At 71.7% G+C, this 26148-nt stretch carries 18 protein-coding genes and 1 pseudogene; 8 read left to right on the top strand and 11 right to left on the bottom strand.

Translation table 11 applies throughout. From position 1 onward, the window contains the following. Positions 1 to 246 precede the first annotated feature (246 nt). Positions 247 to 1926 carry an energy-dependent translational throttle protein EttA gene (gene ettA, locus Bra3105_RS04530; RefSeq protein ID WP_200501061.1) on the top strand — a complete coding sequence of 560 codons (1680 nt, stop codon included), beginning with the start codon at positions 247 to 249 and terminating at the stop codon, positions 1924 to 1926. 119 nt (positions 1927 to 2045) lie between these two features. On the opposite strand, the gene Bra3105_RS04525 is transcribed toward ettA, so the two are convergent. Further along, positions 2046 to 2651, bottom strand: a complete 606-nt coding sequence (locus Bra3105_RS04525) for a GNAT family N-acetyltransferase (RefSeq protein WP_228358781.1) — start codon at positions 2649 to 2651, stop codon at positions 2046 to 2048. A 193-nt stretch (positions 2652 to 2844) separates the two neighbouring features. Between Bra3105_RS04525 and glgP the strand changes: the two genes are divergently transcribed. From glgP to Bra3105_RS04505, 4 genes are all read left to right on the top strand, one after another. Then, positions 2845 to 5487 (top strand): alpha-glucan family phosphorylase, encoded by a 2643-nt coding sequence (glgP, locus tag Bra3105_RS04520; RefSeq protein ID WP_228358780.1) that lies wholly within the window; start codon positions 2845 to 2847, stop codon positions 5485 to 5487. 240 nt (positions 5488 to 5727) lie between these two features. After that, on the top strand, positions 5728 to 6591 hold the full coding sequence (locus Bra3105_RS04515; protein ID WP_228358779.1) for a carbohydrate ABC transporter permease: 864 nt from the start codon (positions 5728 to 5730) through the stop codon (positions 6589 to 6591). A gap of 12 nt (positions 6592 to 6603) precedes the next feature. After that, positions 6604 to 7437 (top strand): carbohydrate ABC transporter permease, encoded by an 834-nt coding sequence (locus tag Bra3105_RS04510; protein WP_228358778.1) that lies wholly within the window; start codon positions 6604 to 6606, stop codon positions 7435 to 7437. Positions 7438 to 7598: 161 nt separating this feature from the next. Next, a complete protein-coding gene (locus tag Bra3105_RS04505) occupies positions 7599 to 8942 on the top strand; it encodes an ABC transporter substrate-binding protein (RefSeq protein ID WP_228358777.1) in 1344 nt (447 codons plus the stop codon). Positions 8943 to 8966: 24 nt separating this feature from the next. On the opposite strand, the gene Bra3105_RS04500 is transcribed toward Bra3105_RS04505, so the two are convergent. Next, entirely contained in the window at positions 8967 to 9965 is a 999-nt protein-coding gene (locus Bra3105_RS04500; RefSeq protein WP_228358776.1) for an acyl-CoA thioesterase, read from the bottom strand. A 45-nt stretch (positions 9966 to 10010) separates the two neighbouring features. Here Bra3105_RS04500 and Bra3105_RS04495 point away from each other — a divergent pair, with 45 nt between their 5' ends. Further along, entirely contained in the window at positions 10011 to 10493 is a 483-nt protein-coding gene (locus Bra3105_RS04495) for an acyl-CoA thioesterase (RefSeq protein WP_200501054.1), read from the top strand. On the opposite strand, the gene Bra3105_RS04490 is transcribed toward Bra3105_RS04495, so the two are convergent. Continuing rightward, a complete protein-coding gene (locus tag Bra3105_RS04490) occupies positions 10494 to 11885 on the bottom strand; it encodes an MFS transporter (RefSeq protein ID WP_407650911.1) in 1392 nt (463 codons plus the stop codon). Between the two features lie 501 nt (positions 11886 to 12386). Here Bra3105_RS04490 and Bra3105_RS04485 point away from each other — a divergent pair. Beyond that, positions 12387 to 13040 (top strand): TetR/AcrR family transcriptional regulator, encoded by a 654-nt coding sequence (locus Bra3105_RS04485; RefSeq protein WP_228358774.1) that lies wholly within the window; start codon positions 12387 to 12389, stop codon positions 13038 to 13040. Between the two features lie 54 nt (positions 13041 to 13094). On the opposite strand, the pseudogene Bra3105_RS04480 reads toward Bra3105_RS04485, so the two are convergent. The 4 genes and pseudogenes from Bra3105_RS04480 to Bra3105_RS04465 form a co-directional block, all read right to left on the bottom strand. Then, positions 13095 to 13511: pseudogene (locus Bra3105_RS04480) on the bottom strand (globin domain-containing protein); the annotation flags it as partial. 200 nt (positions 13512 to 13711) lie between these two features. Next, entirely contained in the window at positions 13712 to 14656 is a 945-nt protein-coding gene (locus tag Bra3105_RS04475) for a mechanosensitive ion channel family protein (RefSeq protein ID WP_228358773.1), read from the bottom strand. A gap of 58 nt (positions 14657 to 14714) precedes the next feature. Then, positions 14715 to 15851 (bottom strand): FecCD family ABC transporter permease, encoded by a 1137-nt coding sequence (locus tag Bra3105_RS04470; protein WP_228358772.1) that lies wholly within the window; start codon positions 15849 to 15851, stop codon positions 14715 to 14717. Further along, positions 15848 to 17059 (bottom strand): FecCD family ABC transporter permease, encoded by a 1212-nt coding sequence (locus tag Bra3105_RS04465; protein ID WP_228358771.1) that lies wholly within the window; start codon positions 17057 to 17059, stop codon positions 15848 to 15850. Before Bra3105_RS04465 ends, Bra3105_RS04470 begins: the two co-directional genes overlap by 4 nt. A 242-nt stretch (positions 17060 to 17301) precedes the next feature. Between Bra3105_RS04465 and Bra3105_RS04460 the strand changes: the two genes are divergently transcribed. Then, entirely contained in the window at positions 17302 to 18306 is a 1005-nt protein-coding gene (locus Bra3105_RS04460; protein ID WP_228358770.1) for an iron-siderophore ABC transporter substrate-binding protein, read from the top strand. 204 nt (positions 18307 to 18510) lie between these two features. Here the strand turns inward: Bra3105_RS04460 and pepN are convergent, their stop codons facing one another. The 4 genes from pepN to Bra3105_RS04440 form a co-directional block, all read right to left on the bottom strand. Further along, a complete protein-coding gene (gene pepN, locus Bra3105_RS04455) occupies positions 18511 to 21072 on the bottom strand; it encodes an aminopeptidase N (RefSeq protein ID WP_228358769.1) in 2562 nt (853 codons plus the stop codon). 103 nt (positions 21073 to 21175) lie between these two features. After that, complete coding sequence (locus Bra3105_RS04450) at positions 21176 to 21835, bottom strand: ribonuclease FAU-1 family protein (protein WP_200503934.1); 660 nt, start codon at positions 21833 to 21835, stop codon at positions 21176 to 21178. 401 nt (positions 21836 to 22236) lie between these two features. Beyond that, positions 22237 to 24075, bottom strand: coding sequence for an ABC transporter ATP-binding protein (locus Bra3105_RS04445; RefSeq protein ID WP_228358768.1), 1839 nt, complete (start codon positions 24073 to 24075; stop codon positions 22237 to 22239). Between the two features lie 8 nt (positions 24076 to 24083). Further along, positions 24084 to 25907: an ABC transporter transmembrane domain-containing protein gene (locus Bra3105_RS04440; protein ID WP_228358767.1), complete on the bottom strand. Its 1824-nt coding sequence runs from the start codon at positions 25905 to 25907 to the stop codon at positions 24084 to 24086. Positions 25908 to 26148: the final 241 nt, after the last annotated feature.

The raw sequence follows: 26148 nt of genomic DNA, 5'->3' as shown, positions 1-26148 counted from the left end.
AGGTCGCGGGCCGCTGGGAGAACAGCGCCGGGACGGAGCGCCGATCAGCGATCGCGATGACGGTGCGTGATCCGCGGCTGCTGGGCAGGGCGGGTACCCTGGTGAGGGCATCCAGGGGCTCGACCGCGCACATCCGCGCGCCCGTCGGGCCCGGGTATTCCAGGGACCACCTCACCACCGCACGCGCGCGCCGGTGCACACCGGCTCGCACCGTGGCGATATCGACCGTCTACCAGGGAGAACAGCTTGGCAGAGTTCATCTACACCATGTACAAGGCCCGCAAGGCCGTGGGCGACAAGGTCATCCTCGACGACGTCACCATGAGCTTCTACCCGGGCGCGAAGATCGGCATGGTCGGCCCCAACGGCGCCGGCAAGTCCACGATCCTCAAGATCATGGCCGGCCTCGACCAGCCCTCCAACGGCGAGGCGCGTCTGAGCCCCGGCTACAGCGTCGGCATCCTGCTCCAGGAGCCGCCGCTGGACGAGTCCAAGACCGTCCTGGAGAACGTCCAGGAGGGCCTGGGCGACCTGTTCCGCAAGGTCCAGCGCTTCAACGCCATCGGCGAGGAGATGGGCCAGCCCGACGCGGACTTCGACGCCCTCATGGAGGAGATGGGCAAGCTCCAGACCGAGATCGACAACGCCAACGGCTGGGATCTCGACTCGCAGCTCGAGCAGGCGATGGACGCCCTGCGCTGCCCTCCCGGCGACGAGAAGGTCACCCACCTCTCCGGTGGTGAGAAGCGCCGCGTCGCGCTGTGCAAGCTGCTCCTGGAGAAGCCCGACCTGCTGCTGCTGGACGAGCCCACCAACCACCTCGACGCCGAGAGCGTGCTCTGGCTCGAGAACCACCTCCAGCAGTACGAGGGCGCCGTCATCGCCGTCACCCACGACCGCTACTTCCTGGACCACGTCGCCCAGTGGATCGCCGAGGTCGACCGCGGCCACCTCTACCCATACGAGGGCAACTACTCCACCTACCTGGAGAAGAAGGAGGAGCGTCTGGCCGTCCAGGGCAAGAAGGACGCGAAGCTCGCCAAGCGCCTCAAGGACGAGCTCGAGTGGGTGCGGTCCTCCGCCAAGGGCCGGCAGACGAAGTCCAAGGCGCGTCTGGCCCGCTACGAGGAGATGGCCGCCGAGGCCGAGCGCACCCGCAAGCTCGACTTCGAGGAGATCACCATCCCGCCGGGCCCGCGCCTGGGCACCAAGGTCATCGAGGCCGAGGACCTCAGGAAGGGCTTCGGCGAGCGTCTGCTCATCGACGGGCTCAGCTTCTCGCTGCCCCCGAACGGCATCGTCGGCGTCATCGGTCCCAACGGCGTCGGCAAGACGACCCTGTTCAAGACGATCGTGGGCCTGGAGCCGCTGGACGGCGGCGACCTCGAGGTCGGCCAGAGCGTCAAGATCAGCTACGTCGACCAGAACCGCGAGAACATCGACCCGGAGAAGAACCTCTGGGAGGTCGTCTCCGACGGCCTCGACTTCATCCAGGTCGGCAAGGTCGAGATCCCCTCGCGCGCCTACGTCAGCCAGTTCGGCTTCAAGGGCCCCGACCAGCAGAAGAAGGCCGGCGTGCTCTCCGGTGGCGAGCGCAACCGTCTGAACCTCGCGCTCACCCTCAAGCAGGGCGGCAACGTCCTCCTGCTCGACGAGCCGACGAACGACCTGGACGTCCAGACCCTCGGGTCGCTCGAGAACGCCCTGCTGGAGTTCCCGGGCTGCGCCGTCGTGGTCTCTCACGACCGCTGGTTCCTCGACCGCGTCGCCACGCACATCCTGGCCTACGAGGGCACCGAGGAGGACCCGGCGAACTGGTACTGGTTCGAGGGCAACTTCGAGGCCTACGAGAAGAACAAGGTCGAGCGCCTGGGCGAGGAGGCCGCACGGCCTCACCGCGTGACCCACCGCCGCCTGACCCGCTGAGTCCGGTCGGGTCGGCAGGATCCGAGCCGACGACCCGACCGCCCCAGCACGCACGACGCCCCCTGCAGATCGCTCTGCAGGGGGCGTCGTGCATGCGCCGCGAGTGCACCGGGCGCGCGTCAGCCCAGGTGTCGACGCACCCGGTGCTCGAGGGTCGCGCGGACCATCGGCCAGTCGCGGGCGAGCACGCTGAACTGGGCGGTGTCGCGCACGATCCCGAAGCGGTCACGGGAATCGGCGCGCAGGATCCCCTCGAGCTCCGCGCCAAGACGCTCGATCGCCGCGCGGGACTGCTGGTTCGCCCGATGTGTGCGGAAGCGCACCGCCTCCACCTCCCACTGCTCGAAGGCGTGGGCGAACAGCAGCAGCTTCGAATCGGGGTTCGTGCCGGTGCCGTGGACGGAGGCACGGTTCCAGGTCGAGCCGATCTCCACGCGCGGCACCGAGGGATCGATGTTCATGAACGTGGTCATCCCCAGCGCCAGGCCGTCGGCCCGCCGGATCGTCGAGAACGGCAGCATCGTGCCCTCCTCGCGCAGCGCGAGGCGCCGGTCGATCTCCTCGGCCATGTCCTCGGGGCGGGGGATCGGGGTGTACCAGGTGGACCACAGCTCGCCGTCGGCCACCGCGTCCTGCAGACCCGCGAGGTGATCGTGGCTCAGCGGCACGAGGTCCACGAGCCGCCCGTGCAGGGTGAGGGTCGGCAGCGGAAGCGGGATCGACATGAAAGGGGCTCCTTCGGGGACGGGCGGCCGGGAGGTCGGGTTGCCGGGAAGCGGACAGGCAAGGACGAGGGCCCTCCGGGCGCTCGCGCGGGTGCACGCTCGGCGTCCAGTCTCGGTCATGCGGGTGACGCAGGGTCGCCGACGCGCTGACGCGTGGTGATCGGTGTCCGATTCCGCCTGTACTCTCGGCCCCATGAAGCCTGCCGCCACCTTCACGGTCGCCTCCGATCTGCCCGCCGCGCTCGAGCCGCTGCGCACCCTCGCGATGAACCTGCGCTGGTCCTGGCGCAGGCAGACCCTCGCCCTCTTCCAGGACCTCGATCCGCAGGCCTTCGCCGCGAGCGGAGGCAGCCCGATCGCGATGCTCCCCCTCGTGCCCGCGAGCCGTCTCACGCAGATGGCCGGCGACGAGGACTACCTCGCCAGGATGCGCGCCGAGATCGGCGACCTGCGCACCTACCTCGACTCCGGCCGCTGGTTCCAGCGCACCGTGCCCACCCAGGGGGCCGCTGGGGAGCGCACCCCGGCCGTCGCCTACTTCTCCATGGAGTTCGGCATCACCCCCACGCTGCCGATCTACTCGGGAGGCCTCGGGATCCTCGCCGGCGATCACCTGAAGTCGGCCTCGGACCTGGGCGTCCCGCTGGTCGCCGTCGGACTGCTCTACCAGTGGGGCTACTTCTCGCAGAGCCTCGACCGCGACGGCTGGCAGCGCGAGAGCTACCGCCTGAACGATCCCGCGGACCTTCCGGTCGAGCCCGTCGTCGACGCCGCCGGCGAGCCGATGACCGTCTCGGTGGCACTCCCCGGGGGCCGCGAGGTGCGGATCGCCATGTGGAAGGTGCAGGTGGGGCGCGTGCCCCTGCTCCTCCTGGACACGGACGTCGAGGAGAACGACGAGGAGTCGCGGGCGATCACCGACCGTCTCTACGGCGGCGACCACGACCATCGGATCCTCCAGGAGATCGTGCTGGGCGTGGGCGGCGTGCGCGCCGTCGCCGCGTTCAGCGAGACCGGCGCCTTCCCCGCCCCCGAGGTCTTCCACCTCAACGAGGGCCATGCGGGCTTCTCCGGGCTCGAGCGCGTCGGCCGGATCATGCAGCGCGGCCGCAGCTTCGACGAGGCCCTGACCGAGGTCCGCGCCGGCACCGTCTTCACCACGCACACCCCCGTGCCCGCCGGCATCGACCGCTTCGACGTCGGGGAGCTGCGGCGCGTGCTGGACGCCGACGAGTCCGGCATCTCCCGGCTCGTCGACGGCCTGCCCGTCGAGGCCGCCCTCGCGCTCGGCCTCGAGGACGGCGGCGAGGTCTTCAACATGGCCCACATGGGTCTGCGACTCGCCCAGCGCTCCAACGGGGTCGCCAAGCTCCACGGCGCCGTCTCGCGCAGCATGTTCCGCTCCCTCTACCCGGGCTTTGACGTCGCCGAGGTGCCGATCACCTCGATCACCAACGGGGTGCACCGCCGCACCTGGACCTCGCGCGCGATGGACGACCTGTACAAGAAAGTCCTCGGGGACGTCGACATCTCGGCGCTGTCGGACTGGAGCCCGCTCGCGACCCTCGGGGACCACGAGCTCACGGCCGTGCGCGACCAGCTGCGCGGCGAGCTGGTGACGATGGTGCGCGAGCGCCTGCGCGCTTCGTGGCTCCAGCGCGGGGCCGACGACGCCGAGCTCGGCTGGACCCAGGAGGTCCTCGATCCCGACGCGCTGACCATCGGCTTCGCCCGCCGCGTCTCCACCTACAAGCGCCTGACCCTCATGCTGCGCGACCCCGAGCGCCTGCGGCGGATCCTCCTCGACCCCGAGCGCCCCGTGCAGTTCGTCATCGCCGGCAAGTCCCATCCGGCCGACGTGCCCGGCAAGGAGTTCCTCCAGCAGATGGTGCGCTTCGCCGACGAGGCCGGCGTGCGCCACCGCATCGTCTTCCTGCCCGACTACGACATCACCATGGCCTCCGTGCTCGTGGCCGGCTGCGACGTGTGGCTGAACAACCCCATCCGCCCGGAGGAGGCCTCCGGCACCTCCGGCATGAAAGCGGTGCTCAACGGCGGCCTCACCTTCTCGATCTCCGACGGCTGGTGGGACGAGATGAAGGACGACGAGGCCGGCTGGACGATCCCCACCGCCCACGTCGCGGACCAGGGCGAGCGGGACCGCCTCGAGTCCGACGCCCTCTACGAGATCCTCGAGCACGAGATCGCGCCCCTCTTCCACGACGTCGACGCCGAGGGCATGCGCCACGGCTGGTGCGACCGCGTGCGCACCTCGCTGGTGCGGATCGCCCCGCAGATCACCGCCGCCCGCATGGTCCGCGACTACGTCACCGAGCTGTACCTGCCCGCGGCCGGAGCGGCCGAGGCCTTCGCCGACGACCCCGCGCTCGCCGACGAGTTCACGGCCTGGAAGGGGCGCGTCGCCGACGCCTTCGGCCGCATCAGCGTGCGCGACGTGCGCATCGAGGGCGGGCGCGGCGAGGGCCTCGTGCCCACAGGCGCCGAGATCACGCTCTCGGCCGCCGTCGACCTCGCCGGGCTCGGCGACCACGATGTCGAGATCGAGGCGCTCGTGGGCCCCGTCGGCCCCGATGGCGAGATCGAGTCCCCGCAGCTCATCCCGCTGCGCCCGGGTGCCGGTGCGGAGGGGGCAGCCGGCGCGGAGTCGGGTATCGGCGCGAGCGCAGGAATCGGCGCGGAGGACGGGGGAGCGGCCCGCTGGTCCGCGTCCTTCACCCTCGCCCGCCCGGGCGAGCTGGGCGTGAACGTGCGCGTGGTGCCCCGCCACCGGGTGCTCGCCTCGCCCGCCGAGCTCGGGCTCATCGTCACCGCCTGATTCCGGCGCCGGCGCCGCGCTGCGCCCGACGGGACCCGCCGGCCGAGCTCTGCTCTCGTGGTGGCAGCCGGCGGCGTGGGCCTGTGTCGCGGAGCGGCGTATAGCGGCTCTCTCTGCCACATGTGGCAGAGAGAGCCGCTATACGCCGGTCGGCGACAGCCTTGACACCGGGAACGGCGGGCGCGGCCCGTCGGCGATGCGCATGGTGGGAGCACCCGCCGCGGGCGTCATACTGGTCCGATGCGTCCCCGTTCGCCCGTGGTCGGCTATCTCCTGCTCGCCCCCAGCCTCATCGGCGTGACCGCCTTCCTGCTGCTGCCGGTGCTGCTCGCCTTCGTCGTCTCCCTCTTCCGTTGGGACCTCATAGGCACCCGCGAGTTCGTAGGGTTGGCGAACTACGCGGATCTGCTCAGCGGCGGAGCGCTGCTGAACTCGCTGGTCGTCACGGTGCTCTTCACCGTCATCGCGGTGCCCGTCACGCTCGCCCTGGGTCTCGTGCTCGCCACGCAGCTCGTGCGCGCCGTGCCCGGATCCTCGCTCGTGCGGGTGATCGTGGTGATCCCGTGGGTGTGCGCGCCGCTGGCCCTGGGCGTGGTGTGGAAGTGGATCTTCCAGCCCTCGACGGGCGCGCTGAACGCCCTGCTCGGCGTGCGCGTGGAATGGCTGACCTCGCCGATGCTCGCGCTGCCCGCCGTCGCCTTCGTCGCGATCTGGCAGCAGGTGGGATACGTGTCCTTGTTCTTCCAGGCCGGCCTGGCCCGTATACCCGACAGCATCTACGAGGCGGCGCGCATCGACGGGGCGAGTCCCCTCCAGCAGCTGCGCTTCATGACGATCCCGCTGCTGCGGCCCACGACATTCTTCCTGGGCGTCACCCAGGTGGTCGCGAGCTTCCAGGTGTTCGACATGGTCTACGCGCTCACCGGCGGCGGACCCGAGCACCGCACCGAGGTGATCGCCTCGCTCATCTACAACCAGGCCTTCGACTCCTTCGCCGTGGGGAAGGCGAGCGCCGTCGCGGTGGTGCTGTTCCTCCTGCTGGTCGTGATCACCGTCGCCCAGCAGCGGTACTTCGGCCGCCGCATCACCTACGACCTGAGCTGAAGGAGGACCCCGATGCACGCACGCCGAGCCCTGTCCCTGGCCGCGACCTACGCGGTCCTGCTGGTCGCCGTCCTGCTCACCCTCGCGCCCTTCGCGCTGTCGGTGGTCACGGCCTTGAAGACGCCCCGCCAGTTCGTCCAGGACGGGCCGCTGGCCCTGCCCTCACCGCTCACCCTCGAGAACTTCACGTCCCTGTTCACCACCTCCGAGGGCGGCTTCGTCACCCCGCTCGTGGTCACCGTGCAGATGGTGGCCGTGATCCTCGTGGGGCAGATGGTGTTCTCCGTGCTCGCCGCCTACGCCTTCGCGCTGCTGCGGTTCCCCGGCCGCGACCTGCTGTTCTGGGTGTACGTCGCGACGCTCATGGTGCCGCAGGTCGTGGTGGTGGTGCCGCTGTACCTGATGATGAGCGAGGCGGGGATGCGCAACACGTTCTGGGCGCTCGTGCTCCCCTTCGTGCTGGGCTCCCCGTACGCGATCTTCCTGCTGCGCGAGAACTTCCGCGGCATGTCCACCGAGCTCATGGACGCCATGCGCCTGGACGGCGCGGGCACCCTGCGCCTGCTGTGGAACCTCGTGATCCCGCTGAACCGGCCCATCATCGTCACCCTCGTGCTGATCACGGTGGTCACCCATTGGAACAGCTTCATGTGGCCGCTGATCATCACCTCGGGGCCGACATGGCAGACGGTCACGGTGGCTACCTCGGCCCTGCAGTCGCAGTACGCGAGCAACTGGACCCTCGTGATGTCCGCGACGACCCTCGCGATGCTCCCGCTCATCGCACTGTTCGTGATCTTCCAGCGCCAGATCACCCGGTCGATCGGCGCGAGCACCCTGCGCTGAGCGTGACGCCGGGTGTCCTCGGACGTCGGAATGGTCCCGGCTCGTCGGCCGGATCGGGGCACAATGGGCGGATCGGCGGGAGACCACCGCGCCCGACCCACCGGGCGTCGGCCGCATCCGCCCGCCGACCCGCTCGCGCCCGCCCTCCGGAAGGACCCGCCATGATCAGTCGACGCCGCATGATCTCCGCCCTCGCCGCGACAGGTGCCGTGGGGGCCGCCGCGGCCTGCTCGCCCTCGGGCTCGGGCGACTCCGGTTCGGGCTCCGGCTCCGGCAAGGGCGGCAAGTCCCTCACGTTCCGCCTCTGGGACGACACCGCCAAGGCCGCCTACGAGAAGTCCTTCGAGGCCTTCGAGAAGGACTCCGGGTGGAAGGTGAGCATCGACGTCGTCGCCTGGGACGACTACTGGACGAAGCTGCCCCTGGACGTCGCGAGCGGCGACGCCCCCGACGTCTACCTCATGAACTCCGCGAACTACGTGCAGTTCCAGGAGGCCGGGAACCTGGTCGCGATCGACGACGTGGTCGACGGCGCCGACAAGGACCAGTGGCAGAAGGCCGTCGTGGACCTCTACACCCGCGACGGGAAGCTCTGGGGGGTCCCGCAGCTGTGGGACTCGATCGCCCTGTTCTACAACAAGGAGCTGCTGGACGCCGAGAAGATCGATCCCGCCGACCTCTCCTTCGACCCCTCCAAGGACTCCGACCCGCTGCGCGAGGCGGGCAAGGCCCTCACGGTCGACAAGGAGGACCGCCACCCCGGCGACAAGGGCTTCGACGCGGACTCCCGCAGCCGGTTCGGCTTCAACTCCTCGTGCGACCGCCAAGCGATCATCGGCCCGTTCCTTGCCTCGAACGGAGCGGACTGGGAGAACGACAAGGACCAGTACGCCTTCGCCTCGAAGGAGGGCATCGCGACCTTCCAGTACCTCGCGGACCTCGTGAACAAGGACCAGATCGCGCCCGACGCGGCCGACACCAACGAGAACGGCGACCTCTGCCGCGACATGTTCGCCCAGGGCAAGCTCGCGCTCTTCCAGTCCGGCCCCTACAGCCTGAGCGCGATCGACGAGGCCGTGGGCGACAGCTTCGAGTGGGGCATCGCCCCGATGGTCGCCGGCCCGGCGGGCGCGAAGTCCCTGGTCCACGGCGTGGTCGCCGTGGGGAACGCGAAGGCCGACGACGACCAGCAGGAGGGCATCGCGAAGCTCCTGACCTGGCTGGGCAGCGCCGACGGGCAGCGGCCCTTCGGCGAGATGGGCGTCTCCTTCCCGGGCAACAGCGACGTCCAGGACACCTTCGTGGACTACTGGAAGGACAAGGGGCAGGACGTCAGCGTCTTCATCGACGCCGCGAAGGACCCGGCCCCCGCCGACACCGGTGCCAAGGCGAACGCCGGGCTCACCGCGGCGATGCCCGTGTTCCAGGAGATCTTCATCGGCCGCAAGAGCGCGAAGGACGGCCTCCCGGAGGCGCAGAAGGCCGGCAACGAGGCGATGAAGTGACGCGCTGAAGGGCGGCGCCGCGCGTCAGCGGCGGTCGGCCCCGGTGCGGATCATGCCCTCCTGGGTGATGGTCGCGACCAGGGAGCCGTCGCGCGCGAACATCTCGCCCTGGGTGAGGCCGCGCCCGCCCGACGCCGAGGGGGAGCGCTGCACGTACAGCAGCCATTCGCCCGCGTCCACGTGCTGGTGCCACCAGATCGCATGGTCGATCGTCGCCATCCGCAGGCCCGGCGTCACCCAGCTCAGACCCTGGCGGCGCAGGATCGGCTCGAAGGGCGTGTAGTCGCTCGCGAACGCGAGGATCGCGTCGTGCACGAGCGGGTCCGCCTCGATCGGCGTGAGCACCCGCATCCACAGCATCTGGGACTCGGCGCCCGAGCCGTCGGGCCGCAGGTAGATCGGGTCGGTGACGTGGCGGATGTCGATCGGACGCTGCGTCGCCCAGTAGCGCGCCACGGGATGATCGATCCCGGCGAGGACCTCGGCCGTGGTGGGCAGCCCCTCGGGGTCCGGCGCCTCAGGAGCGCGGTCCTGGTGTTGGAGGCCGTCCTGCACCTCCTGGAACGACGCCGTCATCGCGAGGATCGTGCGCTCGCCCTGGGTCGCGAGCACGCGGCGCACCGAGAAGGAGCCGCCGTCGCGCAGCGCGTCGACACTGAAGCGGATCGGCTGATGCGGATCGCCCGGGGCCAGGAAGTAGGAGTACATCGAGTGGATGTGCCGGGTCTCGGGGACAGTGCGGCCCACGGCGACGACGGCCTGGCCCATCACCTGCCCGCCGAAGACGTGCCCGCCGGGCTGAGGGCGCGTGTCGCCCTCGAAGACAGCCGCGCTCGCTCCGCCGGCCGCGCCGGGAGCGCGGGCCCCGTCGACCCCGTCGGCCCCGGTGGACCCGCCGGACCCGTCGGCCCCGAGCGTGCGCAGGTCCAGCAGGTCGAGCAGCGCGGCGGAGACCGCGGCGGGATCGGGCGCGTCGGCGCCGGTCGTGGGGCCGGAGAGCGGATCGGGATGCGCGTTCGACATGCGCCGATGGTACGTCGGACCCCCACGGATCCCTACGATGGCCCCATGGCTCATCTCGACATCACAGTCCCTGTCCGCTGGACCGATCTGGACGCCTACGGCCACGTGAACAACGCCGCCGTGGTGCGCCTGCTCGAGGAGGCGCGGATCGCCGCGTTCTGGTCGCCCAGCGAGGAGCAGATCGAGCGCGGGGCCGTGCGCCGGCCCTCGCAGCTCGACCTGTTCGACGCGACCTCGCCGCTGCTCACCCTCATCGCCTCCCAGCGCCTGGAGTACCACCGGCCCATCGAGTACCTGCGCGAGGGCGCGCTGGTGCGGATGTGGGTGCCGCGCGTGGGCGGGGCGAGCTTCGACGTGGACTACCGGCTGCTGCGGGCCGACGACCAGGACGGCGCCTACCCCTACGTCAGCGCGCGCACCACGATCGTGGTGGTCGAGCGCGAGCAGGGGCGGGCGACGCGTCTGAGCGACGAGGTGCGCGTGCTGCTGGACCAGTACACCGACGAGCCGCTCGAGTTCCGCGGCTGATCAGGCCGGGTGCTCGTCGGTCTCGTGGGAGTCGGTGAGCGTGAGCGCACCGACGGTCGCGATGATCCCGACGGCGACCGCGAGGATCGCGAAGGTGATCCGCTCGCCGTGGAAGAACGACGCGACCAGGGCGTCGGACCAGGTGCCGGCGGGCAGCGTCGTCGTCACGAGCGCGGCGATGAGGGTGCCCACCACGGCGGTGCCGACGCTGGTGCCGACCTCCTGAGCGGTGTCGTTCAGGGCCGCGCCGATGGAGGTGCGGTCCTCGGGCATGCCGCCGATGAGGGCGACCGCGCAGGTGGTCATGACGATCCGGAGGCCGAAGCACATGATGACCATGGAGATCGCGATCGGCAGGTAGCCGTGGTCCACGCTCCAGGCCATCCCCGCGAGGGAGACGAACATGCTCGCCGCGCCCACGAGGCAGGCGATGCGGTGGCCGAAGCGAGCCACCAGGCGCTCCACGAGCGGTGAGGCGACCAGCATCGTGAGGATCATCGGCAGGTTCGCGAGTCCGGCGAGCACCGGGGACCAGCCGTAGGCGAACTGGAAGTGCATGACCAGTGCGAACATGACGCCGGCCATGGCGATCGAGGTGCCGATCTGGGCGAGCGCCGCGCCGCGGACGGTGCCGGTCGCGAGCAGGCGCAGATCCAGCATGGGGGAGACGGCGGTGCGCTCGCGCACGACGAACAGCACGATCGCGAGCACGCAGCCCACGAGGCAGCCGAGCGTGGCCGGCGAGGTCCAGCCGTTCTCGACGCCGCTGGTGAGCATAAAGCAGCCCAGGCCGATGGCGGCGATCGAGAGGATCGAGCCGGGCAGGTCGAGCTTCTCGGTGGTGAGGTCATCGGCGCGGTCCGGGGCGACGCCGCGGCGCACGCCGATGAAGGCGATGAGGGCGATCGGGGCGTTGACCATGAGCAGCCACTCCCAGCGCACGTGGGCCAGGGCGGTGCCGCCGAGCAGCGGGCCGAGGATGAAGCCGCTCATGCCCACGATCATCATCACGGTGATGGCGCGCATGCGCACGGTGTCGTCGTCGAACAGGCGGAAGACCAGCGAGTTCGTGATCGGTGCCATGGCCGCGGCGGCGATGCCGAGGGCGGCGCGCAGCGCGATCAGCTCGCCGGTGGTCTCGACGAAGGCGACAAGCAGGCTGAGCAGGCCGAAGACGGCGAGGCCCACGAGCAGCACGCGGCGGCGGCCGAGGCGATCGGCCGCGGAGCCGGCGGTCAGCAGGAGCCCGCCGAAGGTCAGCGAGTAGGCGCCGGTGATCCACTGCATGGCGGTGGTGCCGCTGCCCAGGTCGCGGCTGATGGTGGGCAGCGCGATGCTCAGCAGCGTGTTGTCGACCATCTCGACGAAGAAGGCGAGGCACAGGGCGAGCATCGGCAGCCAGGCGGCGCGGAGGCTCGGATAGATGCGGGCCGACGGGGTGGGCGCGGCGGATGGGGACGACGGGGACGACGCGTCGGGGGCGTCGGGTGGGACGGACGGTCGGGTGGTGGTCATGGGAACCTCCTGGGGAGTCGCATCGAACGACGTTCGAGAATGGAACAACGTTCGATAAGGTAGACCTGGAACGTCACGAGCACAAGGCGGAGGGAGGCGATGGGCATGGCTGGTGCGTCACAGGACCGCCGTGGTCCGGGCGGCGCGGGAGGCCCCGGCGGTCACCAGGGTCCCGGTGATCCGCGCGGACCGGGCGGTCCTCGCGGACCAGGGGGCCCTCGCGGAGCCGGTGATCCCCGAGGCCGGCGCGGTCACGGAGGAGTCCCGGGTCAGGGTCCCTCCGGCGGACGTGGCCCCGGGCGCGGTCCCGGGCGTGCACCGGCGACCGGGCGAGGGCCCCAGCGCGGTCGACAGCGGACGGCGCATTCGCTCGAGGCCGTGCTCACCGAGGCGATCGCCCTGCTCGACGCCGACGGCGAAGGGGCGCTGACCTTTCGCGCGCTCGCCGCGCGACTCGGCGGCGGCGTCGCGAGCATCTACTGGTACGTCTCGAGCAAGGACGAGCTGCTGGATCGCGCGACCGACCAGGTCGTCTCGGAGTACGTCGAGCGCACAGCCCACCTGCCCGGGTCGGAGGATCCGCTCGCGGACCTGCGTGCGCTCGCCGTCGACCTGTTCGACACGATCCGCGAGCACCCGTGGACGGGCCGCTACATGATGCGCGACAGCTCGACCCAACCGCACGTGGTGCGTGCCTACGAGGCGCTCGGCGAGCAGGTGATGCGACTGGGGATGGCGCCGCGCGAGACGTTCCACGCGGTCTCCACGGTGCTCGGCTTCGTCATCGGCACCGCGATCGATCTGGGCCAGGAGCCGCCCGCCGAGCTGGCGGCGACCCTCGAGGACCGCGACAGCGGTCTCGAGCAGTATGCGCAGGTCTGGCGGGACCTGGACCCCGAGGAGTTCCCGTACATCCACGCGATCATCGAGGAGTTCGTCGGCCACGACGACGCCGACCAGTTCCGCGCCGGGCTCGACCTCATCCTCGAGGGAATGCGCCAGCAGGCGCGCGGCGCGGCGGATCCGGGCTGAGCCGGGGCGTCGGCGGATCCGGGGCGCCGGCGGATCCGGACCGAGCCGGGGTGCTCAGTCCATGTGGCCGGGGAGCGCGGCTCCCGGCATCGGCGCCTCGCCGCCGTCCACGGTGTTGACCATCGAGTGGGCGGCGCGCTCGAGGTAGTCCCACAGCGGCTCCTCGAGCATCGGCGCGAGCTCGAGGGAGTCGACCGCGGCGCGCATGTGCCGCAGCCAGGCGTCGCGCTGCGAGGGCGAGACGGCGAAGGGCGCGTGACGCCTGCGCAGCCGGGGATGGCCGCGCCGCTCGCCATAGGTCTTCGGACCGCCCCAGTACTGCTCGAGGAACATCCGCAGGCGCTCCTCCGCCGGCCCCAGATCCTCCTCGGGATACATCGCGCGCAGCTCCGGGTCCTCGGCGACGCCCTCGTAGAAGCGGTGGACGAGCCGCGCGAAGGCCTCGTGACCGCCGACGGCCTCGTAGAACGTCTGCCGCTGGGCGGGCGCCGGAGCCGATGCGGGAGCCGGGCCGCCGCCGGTCGCGGGGGCGGCCGTCGGACCGTCCGTCGGGCGGGCCGTCGGACCGGCCGACGACCCGCCCCGAGACGGATCGGAGGAGGGGCCCTGCAGGGGGATCGTCATGGGATGCTCCAGGTTCTCGGGCGGCCGCGTGCGCGCCGCCCATGTTCTCAGGAGGCCGCGGAGACGGCCCCGAAGCGGGGGAGCGCGAAGTCGATGTCGGCCTCGCGGAAGGCCAGGCGGATGCGCCGGCGCAGCTCCATCTCGATGGTCCACTGCTGGCCGGGCTCGACGCGCACCACGACGCGGCGCTGGTAGCTCGCGCCGTCGACCTCGAGCATGCCCGAGACGGTGACGGGGCCCAGCAGCAGCTCCTTCCACTGCTCGTCCTCGCCGAACTCCGCGCCGACCTCGTCGAGGATCTCGGTGACCTTCGTGTAGTCGGCCGCGTGGTCGATGTCCAGGACGACCACGGCGTTGGAGAACCCGCGGGACATGTTGCCCACGCGGATGACCTCGCCGTTGCGCACGGTCCACAGGGAGCCGTCGAGGGCGCGCACCTGCGTGGTGCGCAGGTTGATGTTCTCCACGGTGCCGCTGGCGTACTCGAGGTCCACCACGTCGCCCACGGCCACGAGGTCCTCGAAGAGCATGAGCACGCCGGAGACGACGTCCTTGATGATGTTCTGCGCGCCGATGCCGGCGGCCAGCCCCAGCACGCCGAGCGAGGCGATGACGGGGGCGACGTTCAGCCCCAGCTGGTCCAGGACCATCACCAGGGCGATCGCCCAGACCACCATCGTGAACACGTTGCGCGCGACGTTCGCGAGCGTCGTCGCGCGCTGCGCACGGCGGGCCTGGGCGAGCTTCGCCGAGCGGTCGTCGCGCTTGACGACGGATCCGGCGACGGTCGAGATCTTCGTCGACGAGTCGATCATCGTGTTCACGAAGCGCTTGATCAGCCAGGTGCCGATGGTCGAGATCAGGGCGGCGACCACGATGATCACCAGGATGCGCACGCCATGGCTCAGGAGCCATTCCACGAGGCTCCCCATGAGGGTGGTCGCTTCGTCGGCCGGGGCGGACAGCTGCGGCAGGAGGTCGTCGATGGGCATGGATCCGACCCTAACGATCAGTCCTCCACGTGGGCAGTGAGCGAGTGGGACGGGTGCCTCACACCCGTCGGCGCAGGGAGCGCGCGGACTGCGCGAGCAGGAGCGCGACGAGGTACACCCCGCCCAGGACCACGGTGACCATGCCCACGGGGACGGTCTGCGGGAGCAGCTGCTGGGAGGCGACGTCGGCCGAGGTGAGCAGGAGCGCGCCGACGAGGGCGGCCGGCAGGATCGGGATGCCCGGGCGGCGCACCAGCAGCCGTCCGACCTGCGGCGCGGACAGCGCGATGAAGGCGATCGGGCCGGCGACGGCCGTGCACACCGCCACCAGGGCGACGGCGATGAGCAGCACGATGCGGCGCGCCCGCTCCACCCGCACGCCGTGCATGGCCGCGGTGTCGTCGCCCAGCTCGAGCTGGTGGATCACCGGGACGGATGCGATCACCGCGGGAGTGAGCAGCACGAGGACCGCGAGGGCGGGCAGCAGCGCGGGCCAGGACATGAGGTCGAAGGAGCCGGCTCCCCAGATGCTCGCCGCCATCGCCACCTCCTCCTTCGCCCGCAGCAGCAGGAACGTGTTGACGCTCGAGAGGGTCGCGGCGATGGCGATGCCCACGATGATCAGGCGGAACCCCTGGATCCCGTCCCGGTAGGCGAGGACGTACACGAGGATCGCCGCGCCGATCCCGCCCAGCAGGGCTCCGCCGGTCTCGCCCAGGGAGGCCGCCGCCTGCGCGAGCGCGCTGTCGCTCGAGGCGAGCCCGCCTGCGCCCAGGAGCACGGTCGCGACCAGCACGCCCGTGTAGGAGCCGGTGGAGAAGCCGAGGACGTCGGGCGAGCCCAGGGCGTTGCGGGTGAGGGTCTGGAAGATCGCGCCCGAGGCGCCGAGCGCCGCCCCGAAGGCGAGGCCCGCGACCACCCGCGGCAGTCGCCACTCGCGCACGATCATCGCGCGCGGGCCGTCGCCGCGCAGCGCCTCGAGGAGGCCGCCGAGCGTGCCGTGCGGGGTGTCGGAGAAGATCACGGAGGAGCTTCCCAGGTACAGGGCGAGCAGGGCGATCGCCAGCGTCGCGAAGACCAGGGCGCCCAGGACGATGCGGTCCCGGCGGCGCTCGTCGCGCCGGTGCCGGGCGACCGGGTCGGCGGATCCGGAGCGGCCGGCGGGCGCGTCGGGTGAGGCGGACGCGGTGCTCACAGGCCGCTCGCTCGGGTCCGGCGCACGAGCACGATGAGCACGGGGGCGCCGACGACGGCCGCGACGATCCCGGCGGGGACCTCGCTCGGCCAGAGGATCACCCGCGCCAGCACGTCGGCCACGAGCATGACTGCTGCGGAGATCGCCATCGCGAGCGGCAGCAGCCGGCGCTGATCGGGGCCGACGATCCACCGGGCCACGTGCGGGGCCATCAGGCCGACGAAGGAGATCGGTCCGGCCATCACCGTCGCCGCTCCCGCGAGCAGGGTGATCGCGAGCACCATGAGCACACGGATCCGCAGCAGGTGGGCGCCCGCCGCGACCGCGAGGTCGTCGCCGAGGGCCAGCAGGTTCATGCCCGGCGCGAGCAGCAGGGCGAGGACCACGCCGATCGCGAGGAACGGGAGCGCAGGCACCACGAGGGACCATCCGCGCTGGGACAGATCGCCGCTCTCCCAGACCAGCAGGGCCGAGAACCGCTGCGGGTTCGTCAGCCGCATCGCCGAGGTGATGCCGGCGAGGACCGCGCCCAGGGCGACGCCCGCGAGGGTGAGCCGCTCGGGGGAGACCATGCCGCCGGCCGTGCCGATCAGCCACACGGCGACCGTCCCCACGAACGCGCCGAGCAGCGCGAACCAGACGAAGCCCGCCGGCGAGGTGATCCCCAGGACCGTGATCGCCAGGGCGACCGCGAAGGCCGCGCCGGCGTTCAGACCCAGGATCCCCGACTCGGCCATGGGGTTGCGGGTGAGCGACTGGATGAGGCCTCCGGCGAGGCCCAGCGCGGCCCCGGCGAGCAGGGCGATCGCCGTGCGCGGCAGCCGCAGGTCGCTGACGGCCGCGTAGTCCTGGACGCTCAGGCCGAGGGACCCCGCGCGGGCGCCCGATCCGCCGCCGCCGAGGTGGGTGACCGTGTCGAGCAGGACACGCAGCACCGTGCTCGGCGGGACCGGGCGGGAGCCGATCGCGAGGGAGGCGACGCACAGCGCCAGCAGGATCACGAGGACCGCGGCAATCAGGAGGGCGGGGCGCGCGCCATGGGTCGCGGGAGCGCGACGCTCCGCGCCGGGGGACGGGTGCCGCCCCGTCCCGTCGGCGGCGCGCTCCGTGGACTCGCAGCCCGGGAGCGGGGAGCGGCCGCCCGAGCGCGGAGCGCCGGGACCGGAGCGCGGGGCGCGCGCGGAGGGCGCCGCGGCGGGACTGCTCATGGTGCCTCCGGATCGGCGGCGCTCACGCCGGTGGCACCGTCGCCTCGCGGGAGGCGATCGGGGCGATGCGGTCCCACCGGATGCGGGACGCGCGGCGGATGCGCGGGTCGGACGGGATGTGACGTGCGGTAAGTGCGCCGTCGGGGACTGGGCGCACAGCTGAGGTGAGTCTAACCTTTGTCATGACGCACGCCCGACTGCGCGAGCGTCCCCTGTGTCCACTTCCACCCGGAGGCCTCTCGATGCTCACACGCCGTTCCCTCTTCGCGACCGGACTCGTCCTGGGGTCCGCCGGCCTGCTCGCCGCCTGCGGCGGGTCCGACGACTCGAGCTCCTCGGGCTCGGGCTCGGACGCCGGCGGGGCCGACGGCGCGTTCCCCGTCACCATCTCCACCCTGTTCGGCGACGTCGAGGTCTCCGAGAAGCCCACCCGCGTGGTCGCGCTGGGCTGGGGCGATGCGGAGACGGCGCTCTCGCTCGGCGTGCAGCCGGTGGGAGCCTCCGACTGGATCGCCTTCGGCGGCGAGGGCGTCGGCCCCTGGGCCAAGGGCATGTACGACAAGGCCCCCACGATCATCGAGACCCTCGAGCCCGACTTCGAGGCCATCGCCGCGCTCGAGCCGGACCTGATCCTCGACGTCAAGAGCTCCGGCGACAAGGACCGCTACAAGCGCCTCTCCCAGATCACGACCACCGTGGGCGTCCCGAAGGACGGCGAGAACTACCTGGTCTCCCCGAAGGACCAGCTGGCGATCATCGGCAAGGCGCTCGGCGCCACGGCGAAGGCCGACGAGCTCCAGAAGGGCCTCGACGAGCAGTTCTCGAAGGTCGCCGACGCGCACTCCGACTGGAAGGGCAAGTCGGTGACGGTCGCGACGAAGACCTCCGAGGGCTGGGGCGCGTACGTCGAGGGCGAGACCCGCCTGGGCTTCCTCGAGAACCTCGGCTTCACCCAGTCGAAGAAGGTCGCGGCGCTGCCCACCGGCGACTCCGGCTTCTCCGTCTCGATCTCCGCCGAGCAGCTCGACGAGCTGGACGCCGACCTCATCGTCGCCTTCCCGATCTACATCGAGACCACCGAGATCACCGAAGACAAGCAGTGGAAGCAGATCCCCGCGGTGGCCGACGGCCACGCCGTGGTCGTGGACGGCGACCTCTCCAGCGCCTTCTCCCTGGGCACCGTGCTCGCCCAGGAGTACGCGCTCAAGCAGCTCCCCGACAAGATCGAGAAGGCCCTGGGCAGCTGACCCGCTGCCGCGCCCGGCCCGCCGCAGCTCACCGTCGCACTGGGCCCGCTGCGCCCTGCCCGCCGCACCGGACTCGTCGCACCCGACCGTCGCCCCCGACCGTCGATCCGTGCGGGTCTGCGGACCTTTCGCGTCGCGGAAAGGTCCGCAGACCCGCACAGGCGGAGCGGCTGACGCCGCCGGGCGGCGCCACCGCCGGATGGGTCAGGCCGGGACGTCGGCCTCGCGGACGCGCAGCTGGCGGGCGACGGTGTCGCGGCCCTCGATGACCGGGCGGCGCAGGCCCAGCGGTGCGGAGGTGTGCGAGGCGAGCCACGCGTCGGCCGCCTCGACCACCGACTCCCCGCCGAAGTCGGCGGGGAAGTACCCCTGGATGAGGCGGTTGGCGATCTCGCTCGAGCGGTTCTCCCACACGTCGTCGAGCATCGCGAAGTAGCGGCTCTCGAAGGGCGCGATGAGCGCCGGGTCGCTGACGCGACGGAAGCCCATGACCACCGAGCTCAGGGACTCGTTGGGCAGAGCGTCCTCCTCGACCGTGGCGCGCCAGGCCTCGGCCTTGGTCTCCGGCGTCGGACGCGCGGCCTTCGCGGTGAGGGCCTTCTTGCGGCCGGACTGGGTGTCGTCGGTGGCGAGCACGGTGTCGATCGCCGCGTCGTCCATCCTTCCCAGCGCGGACAGCGCGATCACGAGCGACCAGCGCAGGTCGGTGTCGATCTCGCGTCCGGGCAGGGTCACGGTGCCGTCGAGCAGCGACTCGAGGATGCCCGCGTGCTCATCGTTCGAAGAGAGCAGGGCGAACTCGGTGACGAACTGGAACTGGGCGTCGCTGCCGGCCTCGGCGGCCTGGGCGAGCTCCCAGAGGGCGTCGGCCGCGGAGGTGGTCCGCGCGGCGCGCTCGGCCGGCGCTGCGTACGGGCCGGCGACCGAGGCCAGCTGTCCGAGCAGCGTGCGCAGCACGCTCGAGGAGTCCTCGCCCGTGATGTTCGCGAGCACGAGCTCCTGGAAACGGCGGCTGGGCAGCTCGGCGTCGCGCACCATGTCCCACGCCGCCGACCAGATCAGGGTGCGGGCCAGCGGATCCTCGATGTCGCGCAGGTGCTCCATGGCGACGGCCAGGGAGTCCTCGTCCAGGCGGATCTTCGCGTAGGCGAGGTCCCCGTCGTTCAGCAGCCAGAGGTCCGCGCGCGTGCCGACGAGCGCATCGACCTCGGTGAGCTCCCCGTCGACATCGATCTCCACGCTCTCGGTGCGGCGCAGCACGCCGCCCTCGAGGGTGAAGCCCGCGATCCCCAGGCGGTGGGCCCGCAGGGTCGGGTGCTCGGGCGCTGCGGTCTGCTCGATCGCGAAGGACACGACGGTTCCGTCGGCCTCCCGCTCGATGCGCGGACGCAGGGTGTTCACGCCCGCGGTCTCCAGCCACAGCTGCGACCAGGAGGCGAGGTCGCGCCCGCTGGTCTCGGTGAGCTCGACCAGCAGGTCCTTGAGCTCGGTGTTGGACCAGGCGTGCTTGCGGAAGTACGCGCGCAGGCCCTCGAAGAACGCGTCCTTGCCGACGTAGGCGACGAGCTGGCGCAGCACCGAGGCGCCCTTGGCGTAGGTGATGCCGTCGAAGTTCGTCTCCACCGCGTCGAAGTCGACCATGTCGGCGACGATCGGGTGGGTCGAGGGCAGCTGGTCCTGGCGGTAGGCCCAGGCCTTCTCGGAGCTCGCGAAGGTGGTCCAGGCATCGGTCCACTTCGTGGCCTCGGCGCTCGAGAGCGTCGAGGCGTACTCGGCGAAGGACTCGTTCAGCCAGAGGTCGTCCCACCAGCGCATCGTGACCAGGTCACCGAACCACATGTGCGCGAGCTCGTGGAGGATCGTGAGGTCGCGGCGCTCGCGGATCGCGTCGGAGACGTCGGAGCGGAACACGTAGGACTCCACGTACGTGATCGCGCCCGGGTTCTCCATCGCGCCCATGTTGTACTCCGGCACGAAGACCTGGTCGTACTTGGGGAACGGGAAGTCGCAGTCGAAGGCCTCCTCGTAGAAGTCGATGCCGGCCTTCGTGATGTCGATGATGTTCTGCGGGTCCAGGTGCTCGGCGAGCGAGGCCCTCGCGTACACGCCCATCGGGATGGTGCGGCCGTCGCGCGTGGTCACGGAGCCCTCGCCGCCCTGGTAGGTGCCCGCGATGAGCGCCGTGAGGTAGGTGGAGATCTTCGTGGTGGGCTCGAAGGACCAGGTCGCGGTGCCCTCGCCGGCCGGGACCGGCTGCGGGGTGGGGGAGTTGGAGATGACGCGCCAGTGGTCGGGCGCGGTGATCGTGAAGCGGAAGGTCGCCTTGAGGTCGGGCTGCTCGAAGTTGGCGAACATGCGCCGGGCGTCGGAGACCTCGAACTGCGTGTACAGGTAGACCGCTTCGTCGACCGGGTCGACGAAGCGGTGCAGACCCTCGCCGGTGTTCATGTATGCGCCGTCGGCCAGGATCCGCACGGTGTTCTCGCCGACGGCGAGCTCGGGCAGCTGCACGCGGGCGCCGTCGAAGCGGGAGGCGGGGTCCTCGAGCAGCTCGCCGTTGAGCTCGATCTCGCGCACCGAGGGCGCGATGAGGTCCACGAAGGTGGGACGGGCCTCGGTCGAGGAAAAACGGATCGTCGACTCGGTGACGAACGTGGTCGGTCCCGTCGTCAGGTCCAGGCGCACGTCGTAGGTGTCGGTGGTGAGGAACGAGGCGCGCTCGCGCGCCTCGTCGCGGGTGAGGTTCTCAGAGGGGTTCACAGGCATGATTCCCATCCTGCCACCGGGGCGCGGGCCGACGGACCGGAACGGGGGACCGGTCTGCGCTGTGCTCGTCTGGTCCGGGATGGGCGACGGAGCCGCCCGGCCCTCAGCGCTTCTGCGTCAGGTCCAGGTCCCAGGAGTAGTGCGCGGGCAGCGGCGGGATCGACCAGCTGGGATCGGGGAAGAAGTGCTCGAAGCCCGCGGAGAACGGGTAGATCCACTCCTTGATGTCGTGCTCGGCGGTGCGGCCCGCCGCACGGATCTCGCCCGCCTCGCCGGGGGAGAAGTAGCCGACGCTCTCGGCGCCCTCGAGCTCGTCCTCGTCCTTGTAGTGCCAGTCGCGGCGCGGCAGCACCACCAGATCGAGGACCAGGTCGCGCGTGCGCACGCCCTCCTCGGTGCGCTCGAAGGGGGTCTCGAGGTTCACGTAGTAGCAGCCCAGCGAGCCGTCGTCCTTGTAGAACAGCCACACCGAATAGGGGCGGCCGGGCAGGCCGATCATGAGGATGCCGTTCCCCGTCCACAGCTGCTTGGACTGGACGCGCGGGCGGGTGAACATGCCTTCGTCGCCCGCGCGGCGCAACGGCGCGCCGTTCTCGAGAACGGGCAGCAGCACCTCGGTGCCGGGCGCGATCCAGACCACGAGGCCGCGCTCGTCGTCGTCGAGGACCACGGTGCCGGGACGGACGGTGCGGGTGGGGTGCTGGAGGGTGTAGTAGGTCCAGGTCACCTGATCGCCGGGTGACCAGTGTGCAGTGGAGGACATGACGTCTCCTGGCCGGGTAGGCCCCACGGGGACCCGGGACGACTGGCCCGCCGGCCCAGGATCTTCACCCCGCGAGGGGAAGGAGTATGAGGCGACCATACCGCGCGGTACGCGCGCTGCAGGGGAGGAACCGGGGCCGAATGCGGGATCGGCGGACGACAGGTGTGCTGGTCGTGCGCGGGGCGAGGGGGAGGACGCCGCCCCGCGCGCCGGGAGCTCGGCGTGTCGTGGGACGGCGTATGGCGGCGCTCTCTGCCGTATACGGCAGAGAGCGCCGCCATACGCCGGTGGGTGACACGCTGCCGGGGATCGGAGGTCGAACGGCGCCGGGTCCGGCCGGCACCGGGTCCGGTCGACACCGGGTCCGGCCGGCACCGGCACAGTCACCGGCGCGGAATCGCTCAGTCGTTCCCGCTCCAGGCGGCCCAGAGCTCGGCGTAGACGCCTCCGTGCTCCACGAGGTCCGTGTGCGGGCCCTGCTCGACGACGCGGCCGTCGGCCATCACCAGGATCCGGTCGGCCTCCTTCGCCTGGGACAGGCGGTGGGCCACGATCACCGTGGTGCGGTCGCGGGCCACCTGCGTCGCGGCGCGCTCGAGCACGCGGGCGCCGGAGGAGCCCTCGTCCGCCGTGGCCTCGTCGAGCACCAGCACCGCCGGATCGCGCAGGGCGACGCGGGCCAGCGCCAGCTGCTGGGACTGCTCGGCCGTCAGCCGCTCGCCCTTCTCCCCGACCTCGGTGTCCAGGCCGCGGGGGAGCAGCTCGGCCCAGGCGTCGGCCTCGACCTCGCGCAGCGCCGCCCAGAGCTCCTCGTCGCCCGCCTCGGGGCGGGCCAGCCGCAGGTCCTCGGCGAGAGTCCCGCGGAACACGTGGACGTCCTGCGAGACGATCACCGCGTGGTGGCGCACCGACTCGAGGTCCGCACTGGCGAGGTCGGCGCCGCCGTGGAGCACGGAGCCGTGGCGCGGGGTGAGGGTGCCGGTGATGATCGCGGCGAGCGTCGACTTGCCGGCACCGGACGCCCCCACCAGGGCGATCGACTCGCCCGGAGCGATGTCCAGGTCGATCGGGTGCAGCACGGTCCGCTCGGTGCCGTCCGCGTCCTCGCCGTAGGCGTGGGAGACATGGCGCAGTCGGATCGAGGCGTCCGCCGGCACCTCCTCGCCGGGGGAGGACGCCGGATCGATCGACTCGATGACACCCACCATGCGGGTGAGGCTGGCGACCGCCGACTGCACGTCGTCGAGGCTGAACAGCAGGTTCATCATCGGCCAGAGCAGCGAGATGAGGTAGAGGGCAGCCGCGGTCACGAGGCCCACCGGCGCCCCGCCCACGTGCACCATCGCGTAGCCGAGGATCAGCACCAGGGCGATCGACAGGTTCTCGGGCCACACGACGATCTTCACGACCCTCGTGACCAGACCCATCACGCGCATGGCCAGCACCGCGGCGGTCTCCGAGAGCACCGCGACGTGGCGGGTCTCCCGGCGCTCGATGCCGTAGGCGTGGACGGTGGGGATGCCGTGGATCGCCGAGAGCAGGCCCTGGGCGCGGGCGCCCATCGCGACGCGCTCGCGCCGGTAGATGGGGGCGGTGCGCCGCAGGTACCACACACCCGTGGCCGCGTACATCGGCACCACCACGACCACCAGGATCAGCAGCCACGGCGAGAGCGTCGCCATGCCGATCAGCGTGACCACGACGTAGAAGCCCATCTGGATGAGGTTCGGGACCACGTTGTTGACGGCGCGCGCGGTGACGTCGACGTCGTCGGCGACCCGCGAGAGGGCATCGCCGATGCCGGTGACCTCCATGGTCTGCGCGGGCAGGTCCAGGGCGCGGTCGATCACGTCCTCGCGCATGGCGGCGAGCACCCGCTGGCCCATCCCGCTGACCAGGGCCCAGCCGAGCGCGGAGAGCACGGCCTGGAGCACGCCGGCGAGCATGATCAGCCCGCCCTGTCGCCACACGGCGGCGGAGCCCTCGCGGTCCTGGACGATGTCGACGGCCCCGCCGATCAGGCGCGGCATCCACGCCGCGGCGACGGCTCCGCCGATCACCACCAGAAGGGTGAGCAGGGTCGAGGGCCAGTGCGCGAGCAGGCGCCGGCCCACGTGGGAGAACGACGTGCCCACCGAGGCGATCGGCAGGATCTGGGCGTGCTCATCGAGCTGGCGGCGGGCGGTCGCGTCGGACTCGAGCACGTCCTCGGCCTCGTGGTCCCACCGGACGGCTGCCATGTCGGGGATCATCGGCGCACCATCTCCCTGTAGTCGTCGCGGTCCATGAGGTCCTGGTGGCCGGCGCGGGCGGTGATCCGGCCCCCGCGCACGTAGAGCACCTCGTCGGCCTCGCGCAGGAGCGCAGGCGCCCGGGTGACCAGCAGCGTCGCCCGATCGGGGACGCGGCGGGCGGCCACGAGCGCCTCGGCGATGTGCTGCTCGGTGACGGCGTCCACCGCGGTGGTCGGATCCTGCAGCACGAGCACCGGGGCGTCGGAGGCCACGGCGCGCGCGAGCGCGATCCGCTGGCGCTGCCCACCGGAGAGGTTCGCGCCGCGATCGAGGATGCGGGTGTCGTAGCCCTCCGGCAGGATCCGCAGCAGGTCGTCGGCGCCCGCGGCGTGCAGGGCGGCGTCGGCCCAGGAGTCGTCGCTGCCGTCCGTCGGGTCGCTCGCCGGGGCCCGCGTGGCGAGCTGCTCGCGCACGGTCCCGTCGAAGAGGTCGACGACATGGGGCTCGACGAGCAGGTCCGCACGGGTCGCGAAGCGGGTCGACGAGGTGACCTCGGTGTCGCCGAGGTGGACGCCCGTGTGCTCGGCGCGGCCGCTGACCGCCTCGACGACCGCGTCGGCGTCACGCGCGTCCGCGCAGGCGAGGGCGATGACGCGCCCGTCGGGCACCTCCATGTCCAGGCCCTGCAGACTGCCGGCGCCCACGCCCCGCAGGTGCAGGCCGCCGGTGCCGGCGCGGCGCTCGCCGGGGCGGGCCTCGCCGCGCTCGTCGCGCGCGGTGGCGAGGTGACCGATGGTCAGCGCGGGATCGTCGACCGTGCGGCCGAGGTCCGCGAGCAGTCGGCGCACGCGGTCGGCGGAGGTCGACATGCTGGCCCACCAGATCGGGATCCCCGAGAGGCCCTGCAGCATGCCCATGTTCGAGCGCGCCACGCCCACGACGGCGATCAGGGTGCCGATGGTCATGTCCCCGGCGACGGTGCGCTGGGCGGCGATGATCACGACGGCCGCCATCATCGCCGCGGTCACGAGGGTGGTCAGGCCGCTCGAGACGCCCGAGTAGCGGGCGTTCACGAGCGCCGCGTCCAGAGCGATCCGGGAGCGGCGGCGGTACTGGGTGCGGGCGCGGGACTGCACGCCCAGTCCCTGCAGCACGCGCAGGCCGTGGACGAGGTCGGTCGCGGTCGCGGCGGCGTCGGCCGCACGGGACTGCTGGGCGTCGTAGCGGGCGGAGAGCACGGGGCTGATCACGCGGATCACGAGCACCATGACCGCGATGCCGACGAGGGTCGCCACGCCCAGCCAGGGGTCGAGCACCGCGAGCCAGACGCCGCTGCCCACCACGACCGCGGAGGCGGGGAAGGCCCAGGGCAGCATGTCCATGATGTCGGAGGCCTTGTCGGCGTCCGAGGTCGCGATCGAGAGCACCTCGCCGGCGGGGCGCTCGATGGGCCGCGAGCGCGGGTCGAGCACGGCGCCCGTGACCGCGACCCGCAATCGATGGCGCTCGAACAGGCGCGCCCGCTGCGAGGCGGTGAACATGAGCGTCCACACCCACGTGCTGATGAGGCGCATCACGAAGATGCCCGCGGCGCCCAGCAGGGTGATCGCGAGGCTGCCGCGGACGATGCCGACGTCGATGATGATGCCCACGAGGATCGGCACCAGCATGTCGACGGCCTCCACGAACGCGGAGGTCGCCATGATCCAGGGGATCGAGCGGCGGTGGTTGCGCACGATCGACCGCATGACGGAGACGCGCGGCACCGCCGTCGCGGCGGGGTCCGCGACGGCCGGGGCGGCCTTCCGGCCGGAGGAGGGGGAGGGGGAATCGTGCACTCGTGAATCCCATCCCATCCCCGCGCCCGTGGCAATGTCTTTTCCTGCCCAGTCAGGGTCCTGCGCGCGCCCTGGTCCCGCCCTCCGGATCTGCGGGTGCGGCGCCGGGATACTCGAGGATCGCCGATCCGGTCGGGCGTGCGGTCCGGAGTCGGCTCGGGAGGCCGGTCCGGGGTCAGCCCGGAAGGCCGGTCTGGTGACAGAATGGGGGAGGCCGACGCCCGCTCGGGCCCGGCCGATC

Source organism: Brachybacterium halotolerans subsp. kimchii (assembly GCF_020792675.1).
Taxonomy (GTDB): Bacteria; Actinomycetota; Actinomycetes; order Actinomycetales; family Dermabacteraceae; genus Brachybacterium; species Brachybacterium halotolerans.
The sequence above is the reverse complement of the archived record's forward strand: the minus strand, read 5'-3'. Positions and strand labels throughout refer to the sequence as shown.

What these genes read in the sequence shown, in the direction of transcription:
- Bra3105_RS04525 (WP_228358781.1), bottom strand. Translation starts at nt 2,651, where the DNA reads ATGTCGATCCCGCTTCCGCTGCCGACCCTCACCCTGCACGGGCGGCTC.
- glgP (WP_228358780.1), top strand. Translation starts at nt 2,845, where the DNA reads ATGAAGCCTGCCGCCACCTTCACGGTCGCCTCCGATCTGCCCGCCGCG.
- Bra3105_RS04515 (WP_228358779.1), top strand. Translation starts at nt 5,728, where the DNA reads ATGCGTCCCCGTTCGCCCGTGGTCGGCTATCTCCTGCTCGCCCCCAGC.
- Bra3105_RS04510 (WP_228358778.1), top strand. Translation starts at nt 6,604, where the DNA reads ATGCACGCACGCCGAGCCCTGTCCCTGGCCGCGACCTACGCGGTCCTG.
- Bra3105_RS04505 (WP_228358777.1), top strand. Translation starts at nt 7,599, where the DNA reads ATGATCAGTCGACGCCGCATGATCTCCGCCCTCGCCGCGACAGGTGCC.
- Bra3105_RS04500 (WP_228358776.1), bottom strand. Translation starts at nt 9,965, where the DNA reads ATGTCGAACGCGCATCCCGATCCGCTCTCCGGCCCCACGACCGGCGCC.
- Bra3105_RS04495 (WP_200501054.1), top strand. Translation starts at nt 10,011, where the DNA reads ATGGCTCATCTCGACATCACAGTCCCTGTCCGCTGGACCGATCTGGAC.
- Bra3105_RS04490 (WP_407650911.1), bottom strand. Translation starts at nt 11,885, where the DNA reads ATGCTCGCCCTGTGCCTCGCCTTCTTCGTCGAGATGGTCGACAACACG.
- Bra3105_RS04475 (WP_228358773.1), bottom strand. Translation starts at nt 14,656, where the DNA reads ATGCCCATCGACGACCTCCTGCCGCAGCTGTCCGCCCCGGCCGACGAA.
- Bra3105_RS04465 (WP_228358771.1), bottom strand. Translation starts at nt 17,059, where the DNA reads ATGAGCAGTCCCGCCGCGGCGCCCTCCGCGCGCGCCCCGCGCTCCGGT.
- Bra3105_RS04460 (WP_228358770.1), top strand. Translation starts at nt 17,302, where the DNA reads ATGCTCACACGCCGTTCCCTCTTCGCGACCGGACTCGTCCTGGGGTCC.
- pepN (WP_228358769.1), bottom strand. Translation starts at nt 21,072, where the DNA reads ATGCCTGTGAACCCCTCTGAGAACCTCACCCGCGACGAGGCGCGCGAG.
- Bra3105_RS04450 (WP_200503934.1), bottom strand. Translation starts at nt 21,835, where the DNA reads ATGTCCTCCACTGCACACTGGTCACCCGGCGATCAGGTGACCTGGACC.
- Bra3105_RS04445 (WP_228358768.1), bottom strand. Translation starts at nt 24,075, where the DNA reads ATGGCAGCCGTCCGGTGGGACCACGAGGCCGAGGACGTGCTCGAGTCC.